This window comes from Rhodococcus rhodochrous (assembly GCF_014854695.1).
Taxonomy (GTDB): Bacteria; Actinomycetota; Actinomycetes; order Mycobacteriales; family Mycobacteriaceae; genus Rhodococcus.
Genome location: NZ_CP027557.1, coordinates 5,029,974 through 5,042,597, shown reverse-complemented (window position 1 = coordinate 5,042,597; position 12,624 = coordinate 5,029,974). Strand labels below are relative to the sequence as shown.

The 12,624-nt window shown below is 66.8% G+C and carries 14 protein-coding genes; 9 read left to right on the top strand and 5 right to left on the bottom strand.

Annotated features, from left to right (window positions below; all coding sequences use genetic code 11):
• Nucleotides 1–39 precede the first annotated feature (39 nt).
• The 5 genes from C6Y44_RS22985 to C6Y44_RS22965 all read left to right on the top strand — a co-directional run bounded on the left by C6Y44_RS22985 (nt 40) and on the right by C6Y44_RS22965 (nt 5,022).
• Nucleotides 40–870 (top strand): SDR family NAD(P)-dependent oxidoreductase, encoded by an 831-nt coding sequence (locus C6Y44_RS22985; protein WP_016692517.1) that lies wholly within the window; start codon nt 40–42, stop codon nt 868–870.
• Nucleotides 863–1,660, top strand: a complete 798-nt coding sequence (locus C6Y44_RS22980) for an SDR family NAD(P)-dependent oxidoreductase (RefSeq protein ID WP_159417318.1) — start codon at nt 863–865, stop codon at nt 1,658–1,660. Before C6Y44_RS22985 ends, C6Y44_RS22980 begins: the two co-directional genes overlap by 8 nt.
• Nucleotides 1,657–3,117: an FAD-dependent oxidoreductase gene (locus tag C6Y44_RS22975; RefSeq protein WP_159417319.1), complete on the top strand. Its 1,461-nt coding sequence runs from the start codon at nt 1,657–1,659 to the stop codon at nt 3,115–3,117. The genes C6Y44_RS22980 and C6Y44_RS22975 overlap by 4 nt, the downstream gene beginning before the upstream one ends.
• Nucleotides 3,118–3,152: 35 nt before the next feature.
• Nucleotides 3,153–4,484: an MFS transporter gene (locus C6Y44_RS22970; RefSeq protein WP_159417320.1), complete on the top strand. Its 1,332-nt coding sequence runs from the start codon at nt 3,153–3,155 to the stop codon at nt 4,482–4,484.
• A 133-nt stretch (nt 4,485–4,617) separates the two neighbouring features.
• Nucleotides 4,618–5,022 (top strand): hypothetical protein, encoded by a 405-nt coding sequence (locus tag C6Y44_RS22965; RefSeq protein WP_159417321.1) that lies wholly within the window; start codon nt 4,618–4,620, stop codon nt 5,020–5,022.
• A 13-nt stretch (nt 5,023–5,035) separates the two neighbouring features.
• Here the strand turns inward: C6Y44_RS22965 and C6Y44_RS22960 are convergent, their stop codons facing one another.
• From C6Y44_RS22960 to C6Y44_RS22950, 3 genes are read right to left on the bottom strand one after another with little or no spacing between them, the layout of a single operon-like run.
• Nucleotides 5,036–5,710, bottom strand: coding sequence for a response regulator transcription factor (locus tag C6Y44_RS22960; RefSeq protein ID WP_060652713.1), 675 nt, complete (start codon nt 5,708–5,710; stop codon nt 5,036–5,038).
• Entirely contained in the window at nt 5,698–6,789 is a 1,092-nt protein-coding gene (locus C6Y44_RS22955) for a sensor histidine kinase (protein ID WP_159417322.1), read from the bottom strand. The genes C6Y44_RS22960 and C6Y44_RS22955 overlap by 13 nt, the downstream gene beginning before the upstream one ends.
• 9 nt (nt 6,790–6,798) lie before the next feature.
• On the bottom strand, nt 6,799–7,449 hold the full coding sequence (locus C6Y44_RS22950; RefSeq protein WP_159417323.1) for a DedA family protein: 651 nt from the start codon (nt 7,447–7,449) through the stop codon (nt 6,799–6,801).
• Between the two features lie 157 nt (nt 7,450–7,606).
• Between C6Y44_RS22950 and C6Y44_RS22945 the strand changes: the two genes are divergently transcribed.
• The 4 genes from C6Y44_RS22945 to fahA all read left to right on the top strand — a co-directional run bounded on the left by C6Y44_RS22945 (nt 7,607) and on the right by fahA (nt 11,512).
• On the top strand, nt 7,607–8,134 hold the full coding sequence (locus C6Y44_RS22945; RefSeq protein WP_016692512.1) for a MarR family winged helix-turn-helix transcriptional regulator: 528 nt from the start codon (nt 7,607–7,609) through the stop codon (nt 8,132–8,134).
• A gap of 116 nt (nt 8,135–8,250) precedes the next feature.
• On the top strand, nt 8,251–9,453 hold the full coding sequence (locus tag C6Y44_RS22940; protein WP_159417324.1) for a homogentisate 1,2-dioxygenase: 1,203 nt from the start codon (nt 8,251–8,253) through the stop codon (nt 9,451–9,453).
• Nucleotides 9,450–10,331 (top strand): hypothetical protein, encoded by an 882-nt coding sequence (locus C6Y44_RS22935; protein ID WP_159417325.1) that lies wholly within the window; start codon nt 9,450–9,452, stop codon nt 10,329–10,331. The genes C6Y44_RS22940 and C6Y44_RS22935 overlap by 4 nt, the downstream gene beginning before the upstream one ends.
• Nucleotides 10,328–11,512: a fumarylacetoacetase gene (fahA, locus tag C6Y44_RS22930; protein WP_159417326.1), complete on the top strand. Its 1,185-nt coding sequence runs from the start codon at nt 10,328–10,330 to the stop codon at nt 11,510–11,512. Before C6Y44_RS22935 ends, fahA begins: the two co-directional genes overlap by 4 nt.
• A 100-nt stretch (nt 11,513–11,612) precedes the next feature.
• Here fahA and C6Y44_RS22925 read toward each other — a convergent pair whose 3' ends face one another.
• Together C6Y44_RS22925 and C6Y44_RS22920 are read right to left on the bottom strand one after the other, a co-directional pair.
• Nucleotides 11,613–11,831: a helix-turn-helix domain-containing protein gene (locus C6Y44_RS22925; RefSeq protein ID WP_064256486.1), complete on the bottom strand. Its 219-nt coding sequence runs from the start codon at nt 11,829–11,831 to the stop codon at nt 11,613–11,615.
• Nucleotides 11,831–12,505 (bottom strand): hypothetical protein, encoded by a 675-nt coding sequence (locus tag C6Y44_RS22920; protein WP_159417327.1) that lies wholly within the window; start codon nt 12,503–12,505, stop codon nt 11,831–11,833. The genes C6Y44_RS22925 and C6Y44_RS22920 overlap by 1 nt, the downstream gene beginning before the upstream one ends.
• Nucleotides 12,506–12,624: the final 119 nt, after the last annotated feature.

The following is a 12,624-nucleotide window of genomic DNA, read 5'->3' as shown; positions in this document are numbered from 1 at the left end:
CTCTTTCCTATTCGTTCCACATTTTCGGAGGAATCACCCATGACCGTCGACGCCCAGAACCCGGGCCGTACCGTCACCACCCAGATCGTCGCCCTCTACCCGGAGATGGCCGGCAAGGTTGCCGTCGTCACCGGCGCGGCCCGCGGCATGGGTGCCCAGTTCGCGCGCGGTCTGGCCACGCGCGGCGTGCACGTGGTCGGCGGCGACATCAACGACGTGCAGATGAAGGAGACCGCGGAGCAGATCAACACCGATCTCGCCGTCGAAGCCCTCGTCGAGACACCCGGCACGATGATCGGAGCACGTGTCGACGTGACCGATCCGGCGGAGCACGAGGCGCTCGCGCAGGTCGCGCTGCAGGAGTTCGGTCGCATCGACTTCTGGATCAACAACGCCGGCATCTTCCCGTTCGCCCTCGCCGAGGAGATCTCGAAGGACCAGATCGCGGCGACCCTGGACGTCAACGTCGAAGGCGTGCTCTTCGGTTCGCAGGCCGCGGCGCGGCACATGGAGCCCGGTAGCGCGATCGTGAACATGTCGTCGGTCTCGGCGCTGCGTGTACGCAAGGGTCGCGGTGCGTACTGCGCCTCCAAGGCCGCCGTAGCCCATCTGACCGAATCGCTGGCAGTCGAGTTCGGCGACAAGGGAATCCGCGTCAACTCGATCGCTCCGGGTTACATCGACACCGAGATGACCCGGTGGGTCCAGGAGGACCCGGCCGCACTGAAGCACGCGCTCGACGTCGTCCCGCTGCACCGGCTCGGTGCCCCCGAAGAGGTCTTCGGACCGTTGCTGTTCCTGCTCTCCGACAGCGCCCGCTACGTCACCGGACATTCGATCGCCGTCGACGGTGGATCCCGTCATGTCTGACAGCGTCGTCGAATCCGTGTCGTACCCCTCGGTCGTACTCGTCACGGGCGCGGCCGGGGGAATGGGTGCCAACCATGCCCGCGTGCTCGCTGCGCGGGGAACGCATGTGTGCCTTGCGGATATCCACGACCCGTCCGAGGTCGTCGAACAGATCGAGGCGGCCGGTGGTTCCGCATCGGCGCACACGCTCGACGTGTCCGACGCCGCGGCATGGCAGCGAGTCGTCGACGAGATTCGTTCCCAGCGAGGTGAGCTCGGCGGACTCGTCAACAACGCCGGCATCTCTCGACGTCTCGAATTCATGGACACCCCGGACGACGTCTGGGAGAAGACCATGCGGATCAACCTGTTCGGCCCGTTCTACGGGATGAAGGCGGTGGCTCCGCTCATGCGCGACAGCGGTGGCGGCTCGATCGTCAACATCTCATCGATCTCGGGGCAGATCGGCTACTTCTCTCCGGCCTATTCGTCGAGCAAGTGGGGCCTGCGGGGCCTGTCCAAGTCGGCGGCAGGGAACTTCGCGCGCTGGGGTATCCGCGTCAATTCGGTTCACCCCGGCCTCGTGGGCACGGCCCTGCTCGGTGGCGCCGACGCATTCGTCGGTGCCGCATTGAACAGCGTTCCGGCCGGCCGGATGGCCACCGTCGACGAGATCACCGACGCTGTGCTCTTCCTGCTGTCGGATCGTTCGAGCTACATGACCGGCAGCGAAGTGACCGTCGACGGCGGCATGACGTCCAACGGCCTCTATCACCGCATCATCGCGGAGACGGGAGATCAACTCTCATGAACGACGACATCATCGACGTCGTGGTGATCGGTGGTGGCGGTGCCGGTCTCGCGGCCGCAGTGTCCGCTGCCGAATCCGGCGCGAGCGTCCTGCTGTTCGAATCCGAAACCGAACTGGGTGGGTCGACGCAACTCTCCGCGGGACTGTTCACCGCGGCAGGCACCAGTGTGCAGCGCGGACTCGGTATCGAGGACTCCGCCGAGAAGTTCTTCCAGCACTACATGGATCTGAACCACTGGGTACTCACACCCGGGTTGGTCCGTGCATTCTGCGAGAATGCGGGTCCCACCCTCGAGTGGCTGATCGGTCTCGGTGTGGAGATCCCCGCCCGGGAATCGTCGAACGCGCACATGCCCGGTCTGTGCCAGGCCGGCGTCGAAGACGTGTGGCGCGGGCACGTGCCGAAGGACCAGGGCTACGGACTCGTGCAGACCCTCGACCGTGCACGTCGCGTACACGGTGTGGAAGCCGTGCTCGGCACCCGGGTCCAGCGACTGCTCGTCGAGGACGGACGTGTGGTCGGTGTCGTCGCCGATGACATCGAGGTCCGTGCCCATGCCGTAGTGGTCGCGTCCGGTGGCTTCGCGCAGAACCGCGACCTGCTCGAGCAGTACTACCCGTATCCGCTCGGAGCAGGCGAGTCGCTCTTCGTCGTTGCCGCCCCGGGGAGCCGTGGCGACCACTTCCGCTTCGGCGAACAGGTCGACTCGGCCATCGCCGGCAAGGGCTGGGGGCTGACCATGCCCACCGCCCACTTCCAGCGTTACCACCACTGGCAGGCAGGCTTCCCGCCCAAGTCGCGGGTCTATGTGAACAAGTCCGGTCGGCGGTTCATGGACGAGGACGCCTCGTACGCGGTCTCCGGTGGTCTCATGGATCGTCAGGACGGGCCGGTGTGGGCGATCTTCGACGAGAAGGCACGCACCGGGCTGCCCGCCGGTTACACCGACTGGGACGCCGACCGGATCGCAGAGGGAGCCGACGCCGGTCGTACCCTGCGTGCCGACAGCCTCCCCGAACTCGCCGACCTCATCGGCGTACCGGTCGATGCGTTGGTCACCACGATCGATCGTTGGAACACCCAGCTGCCCAACGGGATCGATCCCGACTTCCTGCGGCACCGCACCCTCGCCAACAAGGGATCGACCTCGAACCCCGACCCCATCGCGGAGGGACCGTTCTACGCGGCACGTATGCTGCCCGCCGAACTGGTCTGCACCCACGCCGGGCTCGAGATCAACCCGAATGCGGAAGTTCTCGACACCATCGGGAACGTCGTACCCGGCCTGTACGCGGCCGGAGAAGCAGGCGCCGGCATTCTCGGCCTCCGCTATGTGGGCGGCGGCAACGCCGTCGCCAACGCATTGACCATGGGCCGCATCGCAGGCCTCAACGCGGCCCGGTCGGCTGCATCCGGCGCCGCTCCACGCACCGCACTCGGCGTTGCCGGCGGGTAGCGCCTCCTCCACTCACATTCGAAAAGGACACGAACATGCTCGGATCGGACGCGGTATCCCCCGCAGTGAGTCCACCCCAGGTCGGCACTCCGCAGCCGAAGCAGTCGACGACGAAGGTCATTCGTGCTGCCGTCGTGGGCACCATTGTCGAGTACTACGACTTCGGTATCTACGGCTACATGGCGACGATGGTCGCCACCCTGTTTTTCGTCTCCGAAGACGAGACAGCTGCTCTGCTGGGAACGTTTGCGGCCTTTGCCGTGGCGTTCTTCCTCCGGGTGCCCGGCGGCATCTTCTTCGGGCACATCGGTGACAAGTACGGCCGGAAGAACGCACTGTCGTGGACGATCCTGCTCATGGTCGTGGCGACCGCGGCCATGGGACTGATGCCCACCTACGCCACTCTGGGCGTGTGGGCGACGGTTCTGCTCGTGCTCGCCCGCTGCCTGCAGGGCTTCGCGGCCGGCGGTGAACTCGGCGGCGCAAACGCATTCGTCTCCGAATCCGCACCGGCACGCTGGCGCGCGACGCAGACGTCCATGGTCAACTCGGGTACCTACCTGGGGTCGTTGGTGGCGTCTCTCGTTGCGCTCGGCATCACGTCCACCTTCTCGGAGGAGCAGATCCTCGAATGGGCATGGCGCATCCCGTTCCTGCTCAGCGTGGTCATCGGTGTCGTCGGCATCTGGATCCGTAACCATCTCGAGGACACCCCGCAGTTCGAGGAACTCGAGGAAAAGGGTGAGACGAAGAAGCTGCCCATCGCGGAGCTGCTGAAGACGTCGGGCGGAAGCGTCGTCAAGATCATCCTGCTCGGTGCGCTCATCATCGGTGGCTACTACATCGCCTCCGTGTATGCCGCGACCTACCTCCAGACCACGGGTGGGCTGTCGTCCTCCGTCGCGTTCCTGTCGACCTGCCTCGCTCTCGTACTCGGTGTGATCACGCTGCCCATCGCCGGTTATCTCGCCGACAAGTACGGGCGCAAGCCGGTGCTGTTCGCCGGTAGTGCTGCATCCGCGATCGTCGGTGTTCCGATGTTCATGCTGATGTCCGGCGGCACCGTCTGGCAGGCCGTCGTCGGCCAGTCCGTGCTGTTCATCTGCGTGTCGGTGGTCAACGGTGCCTCCTTCGTCACCTATGTCGAGATGCTCAAGGCGTCCGTGCGATACAGCGGTATCGCTCTCGGGAACAACGTGACGAACATGTGCCTCGGTGGCACCGCACCGTTCATCGCGACGTGGCTGATCGACATCACCGGGAACTCGCTGGCACCGGCGGGGTACTTCGTGTTCTGTGCGCTGCTCACCCTCGGTGCGGTCTTCTTCATCGAGGAGACGAAGGGCATCGAACTCCGCACCGACTAGTCCTGTGGTGCAGCCGGAATTGTCGGAACCCGTCGGGGGCCGACAATTCCGGCATTCCCATATCCGGACCGCGTGGTCCGTGTTTCGATGTCCGGGAGGCACGGGTCCTCGAGACACGGGGTGGAGGGGAACGATGGCGAACGGATTTCGACGGGTACTGCGAGCCGGAGCGGTCGCCGCAGTGACAGGAGGGATCGTCCTCAGCGGCGCCGGCATCGCGGCGGCGCAGGACGAGTGGCCGGTCCAGCAACCGAACAGCCCGATCTCCGTGTCGGATGTGGACCCCGCCAACTGGCTCACGCCGGACGAACTCGCCTACTGGAACCCGCTGGTGAACGAGCCGCGGCTCACCTCGCCCTTCGGCACGAACACCCGCATCGTGTGCCAGGGCTTCCACGGCGTGACGACCGATTGCTGGCAGGCCGACCTCGAAGGCCGTCCACACAAGCTTCAGCGTCTGCCCGCGAACCTGCCCAACGTGACGGGGTCGAGTGCACCCGGCGGAGGCGTCGGGCACTTCGTGTATCCGCTCTTCTGATCCGCACGGGGCGTCAGCGGTCGTCCCGCGAGCTCGGCGCGCCCGTGCTCTCGAGATAGAGGAGCACCGCCCGTACCCGCCGACTACGGTCGGCCTCGCGCGGCAGATCGAGCTTCACGAAGATCGAATTGACGTGCTTCTCGACGGCGCTGACCGACATGGTCAGACGATCGGCGATGCCGGTGTTCGTCAAACCCTGCGCGAGGGCCTCGAGCACCTCGCGCTCGCGTTCGGTGAGGGCGGCGATGGGGTCGGTGCGGCGGGTGTTCGCGAACAGTTGCCGCACCACCTCGGGATCGAAGGCCGTCCCGCCCGCGGCCACACGTTCCAGATCGGTGAGGAACGCCCCCACGTCCGACACGCGATCCTTGAGCAGATAGCCCACGCCACCCCAGCCGTTCGTGAGCAGGCCGGTCGCGTTCCGGTGCTCGACGTACTGCGACAGCACGAGCACAGCGACCTGCGGGTGCTCCTCCTTGATGCGCCGCGCCGCGTCGATGCCCTCCGTCGAGTAGGTCGGGGGCATACGCACGTCGAGCAACACGAGGTCGGGCACCTCGCGCTCGACGACGTGGTGCAACTCGACGGCGTTGCCCACACCGGCAACCACCTCGTGGCCTTCGTCCGCGAGCAACCGCGACAGGCCCTCGCGAAGAAGCGTCGAGTCCTCGGCTATTACGATGCGCACGGGATCCTCGCTTCCACGACGGTCGGCCCTCCGCGGGGGCTGTGTACGGAGAACTGCCCGTCCAGCGCGGCGACGCGACGCGCGAGACCCGTCAGCCCGGAGCCCGTCATCTCGGCCCCGCCGCATCCGTCGTCGACGACCGTGACCGTGACGACGCGATCGTCCGCCGCGACGGTCACCGACACGCTGTCGGCGCCGGAGTGCTTCGTCGCGTTCGTGACCCCTTCCGCGGCAACGTAGTACGCGGCTGCCGCGACATCGTGCGGTGGTTCCGGATCGATCGACTGATCCAGGTCGACGGGGAGGAAGGTGTGCGCGGACAACCCTTCCAGTGCCGCGGCGAGTCCGTGTTCGTCGAGCGCGGCCGGGTAGATCCGCCACGCCACGTCGCGCAGTTCGGTGAGCAATGCCTGTGCCTGGGCGACGGCGTTGTCGAGGTCGGCGACGAGATTTCCGCCGCCGCGTTCGGCGGTGCGACGCGCGCGACCGACGTCGAGTGCGAGCGCGACGGCCCGCTGCTGGACGTCGTCGTGCAGGGCGCGTTCGATCCGCCGGCGTTCGTCGTCGATGGCGGTGACGACGTCGGCGCGGGTGCGCTGCAGGTCGCGGAGGCGATGCTGCGTGGCATCGTCGCCGAGCAGCCGCAGGGCTGTGCGGACGTCCCATTGGCCCACGATCATCGCCATCCGGACGGAGAGATAGATCATCACGGCGGCGACGAGGAGTGAGACGAGACCGTCGGCGACGGAGATGCGACCGCCGGCCAGCAGGACGACTGCCCAGCCCCCGTAGCCGGTCGCAATGAGCAGGACGAGCAGGACGACGAGGCCGACGAGCGGACCGTAGGCCAGTCGGACGAGGAAGTATCCGGTCGGCTCGCGATCCGGGAGATCACGGACCGCCTCGGCGTCGAACCATCGCACGAGACGAGTGCGGTCGCGTTCGGCCGCGCGACCCGGTCCGTCGGTGGTACGGCGGGTCGATGCCGCCGCACCGATCACCGCGGTGACGATCCCGAGCAGGAGCCCGACGACGGCGCGGACCGAGGTCCCGAGTGAGCGCCGAAGGTGATCGATCACGGACCGACCCTAACGGGTGCGAATCGATCGGACACGGCGGACGACGAACACCGCCACTGCTGCGACCACCGCGACGATCACGAGTTTCTGCAGCACATCGGCATACGGTTCGACGACTCCCCAGTTCTCACCGAGGAGGTATCCGGCAAGTACGAAGATCGAGTTCCACAGGGCGCTACCGAGGGCGGTCAGGACGACGAAGCGGCCGACGGGCATGGCCTCCACCCCTGCGGGGACCGAGATCACGCTCCGCACGAGCGGCACCATCCGGCCGAGGAGCACCGACTTCTCACCGTGCCGGGTGAACCATTCTTCGCCGCGCCGCAGATCGGAGGTGTTCACCAGTGGGAGTCGCTCGACCACGGCATACATCCGCCGACGGCCGAAGGCGCGCCCGGCGAGGTAGAGCAGCAGTGCGCCGACGAGGGAGCCGAGGGTGGTCCACACGACGGCCGAGACGAGGGAGATCTCCCCGCGGGAGGCCGCGAAGCCGGCGAGGGGAAGGATTACCTCGCTCGGGATCGGCGGGAAGAGGTTCTCCGCGGCGACCGCGAGACCGGCGCCGGGTGCTCCGAGCATCTCCATCAGCTGCAACGAGAGGCCTGCGAGGCCGTCGAGTTCATCGGTGGGTGACTGCGGGAGGGTCTGTGCGAAGTTCATGCCCGGAACGCTAGGAACAACGAACGCGCAGTTCGCTGCGGTTTTCCGCCGACTTCACGGCATTCGGGGTGCGGTTTCCCGCAGTCCCGCCGATCTCCGGGTGATCCACCGGATAGTAAATGGATGAATTATCCCGGATCTGCGGTACTGTGACCGCATGTCCGGACCCCGCGACCTCGACTACTGGTCCTTCGTCGAACTCGCGCAGGAGCGTCTGAACAGCAAGTTCGGCGAACATCACCGCAGCGCGACCGAAGTCCTGCTCACGCTCAACCGGGCCTCGGACATCGTCACCTACGACCTCGAAGCCGCCGTTCACCGTCCGCGCGGTCGGTCGTGGTCGGCCTATCGGCTCATGTTCGTCATCTGGCTCGCGGGTCCGATCGAGCCGAACGTTGCCGCGCGGCTCACCGGAATGAGCCGCGCCGCGGTGTCGAACCTCGCGAAACCGCTGGTCGAAGCGGGAATCTTGGAGAAGACGCCGGTCAGCCACGACGCGCGTTCGGTGCAGCTGTCGCTCACCGAAGCGGGGGAGAAGGAGATCCGCGACAGCTTCCGCGCGCAGAACGAGCGCGAGGAGGCCTGGGTGGAGGTGCTCACCCCCACCGAGCAGCAGATTCTCGTGATGCTCCTGAACAAGCTGATCACCAACCGCAGCCAGTTCGACGTGCGCGGACGCAACTGACGCAGCCTCGTGACCTCTCTGTGGTTGCGCTCACGCCCTTCGTTTAGTTAACGTATTTACTACTTCCAGGCGAGCGACCTTCCCTCGCACGCCCGAGATCCGCGAGGAGTCAGATCATGGCGTTCTACCGACAGCTCGGCGTCATCCCGCCGAAGCGTCACACCCAGCACCGTGACGAGAACGGCAACCTCTACTACGAAGAGCTCATGGGCGAGGAGGGCTTCTCGTCCGACTCGGCGCTGCTCTACCACCGGTACATCCCCTCGGCGATCGTCGACGCCACCGAGTGGAAGCTGCCCGATCAGACCACCACGCCGAATCACCCGCTCAAGCCGCGGCACCTGAAGCTGCACGATCTGTTCCCCGAGACGATCTGGGCCGAGACGGACGTCGTGACCGGTCGTCGCCTGGTCCTGGGCAACGCCGACGTCCGTATCTCGTACGTCGTGTCGTCCAAGCCCTCGCCGCTGTACCGCAACGTCGTCGGCGACGAGATGGTCTACGTCGAGTCCGGTGAGGCCACCGTCGAGACGGTCTTCGGCTCGCTCGCGGCAAAGGCCGGCGACTACGTGCTGCTGCCGATGGCCACCACCCACCGCTGGGTGCCCAAGGGCGACGCACCGCTGCGCGCCTACACCATCGAGGCCAACAGTCACATCGTCCCGCCGAAGCGTTACCTGTCGAAGTTCGGGCAGTTCCTCGAGCACGCGCCGTTCTGCGAGCGCGACCTGCACGGCCCGACCGAACTGATGCAGGTCGAGGAGGAGAACGTCGAGGTGCTCGTCAAGCACCGCACCTCGCACGGCGTCGTCGGCACCCGCTACCTGATGCCGCACCACCCCTTCGACGTGGTCGGCTGGGACGGCTGCCTGTACCCCTACACCTTCTCGATCCACGACTACGAGCCGATCACCGGCCGTGTCCACCAGCCGCCGCCGGCGCACCAGGCGTTCGAGGGCAACAACTTCGTCATCTGCAACTTCGTGCCCCGCAAGGTGGACTACCACCCGCTGGCCGTGCCGGTGCCGTACTACCACTCGAATGTCGACTCCGACGAGGTCATGTTCTACTGCGGTGGCGACTACGAGGCCCGTAAGGGATCGGGTATCGGCCAGGGTTCGATCTCGGTGCACCCCGGTGGTCACGCGCACGGCCCGCAGCCGGGTGCCTACGAGCGCAGCATCGGTGTGGAGTTCTTCGACGAACTCGCCGTCATGGTCGATACCTTCCGCCCCCTCGAACTCGGTGAGGGTGCGCTCGCGTGCGAGGACGCCGCCTACGCCGGCAGCTGGAACCGCAATGCAGGAGCGACGAAATGACTTTCGGACCTCTCCTGACCGGACTGTGCGACGACGCGGCGCTGTTCCCTCCGGGCAACGCCCCGCTGCCCGTCGCCGTCCCCGCCCACGCCGGACACCGCTCGTCCGCGCACGCACCCCTCGTCGGAGCGTTCGTCTTCCCGGCCGGTCGCCTCGGTGAACTCGCGGATCACCTCACGCAGCACCCGTATCCCGGCGAGCTGGCCCTGAGCCTGACCGCACCGACCGGCACCGCCGCCGTCCGACCTGCACTCGAGCAGGTCGACGCGATGGACTCGGTGTCCGTGGTGGCGCTCGAGATCGCGGTCCCCGCAGAACAATCCGTCGACGAACTGTTCGCGGCACTCGCCGAGATCTCCGTGGGCCGCCCGGATGTCGATGTCTTCGTGGAGGTTCCGCGCGACGAGCGTCGCGCCGAGATCCTCGCCCGTATGGTCGGCACGCCCTACGCGGCCAAGTTCCGCACCGGTGGCGTCGTCGCGGAGGCGTATCCCGACGAAGCCGAACTCGCCGCAGCTGTCGGCACGGTCGTCACCACGGGTGTGCCGTTCAAAGCGACCGCCGGTCTGCACCACGCGGTGCGCAACACCGACCCGAAGACGGGCTTCGAGCAGCACGGGTTCGTGAACCTGCTGGCCGCAGTGGACGCGGTGCTGTCCGGAGCCGACACCGACGAGGTCGCCTCCGTGCTCGCCGAACGCGACGGGGCAGTGCTCTCCGCCCGCCTCGGCGCCCTCTCCGACGACCGGGCCGCAGAGGTCCGGCGCCGTTTCCTGTCGTACGGCACCTGCAGCATCGCCGAACCGCTCGAGGATCTGCTCGGCCTCGGTCTGGTGCCCTCGACCGTTTCCCCGATCACCGAAGGAACGAACGCATGACCACCATCGCCATTCCGGAGGGTTCGCTCTTCGGTCTCGACAACCTGCCGTACGGCATCTTCTCCACGGCCGACAGCGAACCCCGCGTCGGTGTCCGCGTCGGAGATTCGGTCCTCGACCTGAGCCGTGTCTTCGAGGACGACGTCGTCTTCGCCGAGCCGTCACTCAACGCGTTCATGGCCCAGGGCCGCGCCCGGTGGGACGAAGTCCGCGCTGCGATCAAGGAACTCGTCGCCGGTGATGTCGCCGACGAGGCCGTCTTCGCCGTCACCGACGTGACGATGCACCTGCCGATCGAGGTGGCCGACTACGTCGACTTCTATGCGTCGGAGAACCACGCGTCGAACCTCGGCCGGTTGTTCCGCCCGCAGAACCCCGACCCGCTGATGCCGAACTGGAAGCACCTGCCCGTCGGCTACCACGGCCGGTCGAGCACCGTCGTGACCTCGGGCGTCGACATCGTGCGGCCGTGCGGGCAGCGCAAGGGCCCCAACGATCCTGCGCCGGTCTTCGGTCCGTCGATCCGCCTCGACATCGAGGCCGAGATGGGCTTCATCGTCGGTGTCGGCTCCCCGATGGGTTCGCAGATCACCCCCGACGAGTTCGCCGACCACTGCTTCGGTGCCGTCATCCTCAACGACTGGTCGGCCCGCGACATCCAGGCATGGGAGTACGTGCCGCTGGGCCCGAACCTCGGCAAGTCCTTCGCGACGTCGATCTCGCCGTGGGTCGTTCCGCTCGCCGCGCTCGAGGCGGCCCGCATCGACACCCCGGTGCAGGACCCGGAACCACTGCCGTACCTGAAGGGCACCGAGAAGTGGGGCCTGGACATCGATCTCGAGGTCGAGTGGAACGGGCACGTCGTGTCGCGCCCGCCGTACGCGCAGATGTACTGGTCGCCGGCGCAGATGCTCGCCCACACCTCCGTCAATGGCGCCGCGACCCGCACCGGTGATCTGTTCGGCTCCGGCACCATCTCGGGCCCGGAGAAGGACCAGCGCGGTGCCTTCATCGAACTCACCTGGGGCGGAGCAGAACCCGTACAGGTCGGCGACGAGACCCGCACTTTCATCGAGGACGGCGACGAGATCGCCATCACGGCCACCGCGCCCGGCCCGAACGGGACCCGCATCGGCTTCGGTGAGGTCCGCACCCGCATTCTTCCCGCGATCGGGGAATAGAGGAAGCAGGTCCGTGCGTCAGCCGGAGCGCCACCGGCCGGACCGATCGGCGATGTCCGGAACCCACGAGGTTCCGGGCATCGCCGTTTTCCGGGGTCGGTCAGTCGACCGAAAGAATGTCGCCCACAGAGCAATCCAGTACACGGCACAGGGCGGTGAGGGTCGAGAAGCGGATCGCGCGGGCGCGTCCGTTCTTGAGTACAGACAGGTTCACCACGCTGACGCCGACCTTGTCGGCCAATTCGGTGAGGGTCATGCCCCGATCGGCCAGCAGCTCGTCGAGATGACACCGGACGGCATGCTCGGTTTCCGGAGGCATCAGACGAGTCCTTCGTTGTCGCGCGCCATGCGGTTCCCGATCCGCAGCACCACACCCACGGCCGAGATCACCATGCAGAAGACGTAGGCGTACCAGAACTCCGGCCCGAGGGGCGCGTTCGAGAGGACCTCGTTCATGTCCACGTCCCGGATCAGCATGTTGGTACCCAGGGTGCGGGGGATCGTGGGGACGAAGATGGTCGCGATCGCCACGATCGAGGTGATCCACACGAGCCGGATGACACCCCGGTCGAACAACCGGCCCCGAGCGAATCGCACGACGATCCCGCTCAGCAGGGCCAGGGCTGCGAGATAGCCGAGGGTCTGCAACGCCTCTCCGGCGCGGAGGAAGCCGACACTGACGGGCGAGAGGGCATCGGTCGGAACGTCGATCACCGTTGTCGAGGCGGTCTGCAGGTCGACGTCGGTCGGGCTGGACAGCACCGGCGCCGCTGCCGCGTCGTCGAACGTGACCCGCGCGGTCACGATGCCGTCGCCGAGCGAGCGCACGAGGTCGCGGACGTAGGTGAAGAGCACGATCAACGAGGTCAGCGCGAAGACCGTGAGGGACGCCCACAGATCGGTGCGGTCCTTCTTCGACGTCTCGGTGGGGGAGAGCGTGTCGGGTTCGGCGCCCGGGCCCTGGGGGCGGTCGGTGTCGTGGGTGGAATTCATGGTCGTCTCCGAACTCGCAGGACGGCGGGGTTATCGATTGTCGATACCATCGATAATCGTTATACATATCGACAAACGATATGTCCAGAGGCGACGGGCTCCCGCCGGTCCTGGTCGGA

Excerpts from the sequence above, each read along its gene's own strand:
- C6Y44_RS22935 (WP_159417325.1), top strand. The coding sequence starts at position 9,450 with ATGACTTTCGGACCTCTCCTGACCGGACTGTGCGACGACGCGGCGCTG.
- C6Y44_RS22985 (WP_016692517.1), top strand. The coding sequence starts at position 40 with ATGACCGTCGACGCCCAGAACCCGGGCCGTACCGTCACCACCCAGATC.
- C6Y44_RS22965 (WP_159417321.1), top strand. The coding sequence starts at position 4,618 with ATGGCGAACGGATTTCGACGGGTACTGCGAGCCGGAGCGGTCGCCGCA.
- fahA (WP_159417326.1), top strand. The coding sequence starts at position 10,328 with ATGACCACCATCGCCATTCCGGAGGGTTCGCTCTTCGGTCTCGACAAC.
- C6Y44_RS22920 (WP_159417327.1), bottom strand. The coding sequence starts at position 12,505 with ATGAATTCCACCCACGACACCGACCGCCCCCAGGGCCCGGGCGCCGAA.
- C6Y44_RS22940 (WP_159417324.1), top strand. The coding sequence starts at position 8,251 with ATGGCGTTCTACCGACAGCTCGGCGTCATCCCGCCGAAGCGTCACACC.
- C6Y44_RS22975 (WP_159417319.1), top strand. The coding sequence starts at position 1,657 with ATGAACGACGACATCATCGACGTCGTGGTGATCGGTGGTGGCGGTGCC.
- C6Y44_RS22980 (WP_159417318.1), top strand. The coding sequence starts at position 863 with ATGTCTGACAGCGTCGTCGAATCCGTGTCGTACCCCTCGGTCGTACTC.
- C6Y44_RS22950 (WP_159417323.1), bottom strand. The coding sequence starts at position 7,449 with ATGAACTTCGCACAGACCCTCCCGCAGTCACCCACCGATGAACTCGAC.
- C6Y44_RS22945 (WP_016692512.1), top strand. The coding sequence starts at position 7,607 with ATGTCCGGACCCCGCGACCTCGACTACTGGTCCTTCGTCGAACTCGCG.
- C6Y44_RS22925 (WP_064256486.1), bottom strand. The coding sequence starts at position 11,831 with ATGCCTCCGGAAACCGAGCATGCCGTCCGGTGTCATCTCGACGAGCTG.
- C6Y44_RS22970 (WP_159417320.1), top strand. The coding sequence starts at position 3,153 with ATGCTCGGATCGGACGCGGTATCCCCCGCAGTGAGTCCACCCCAGGTC.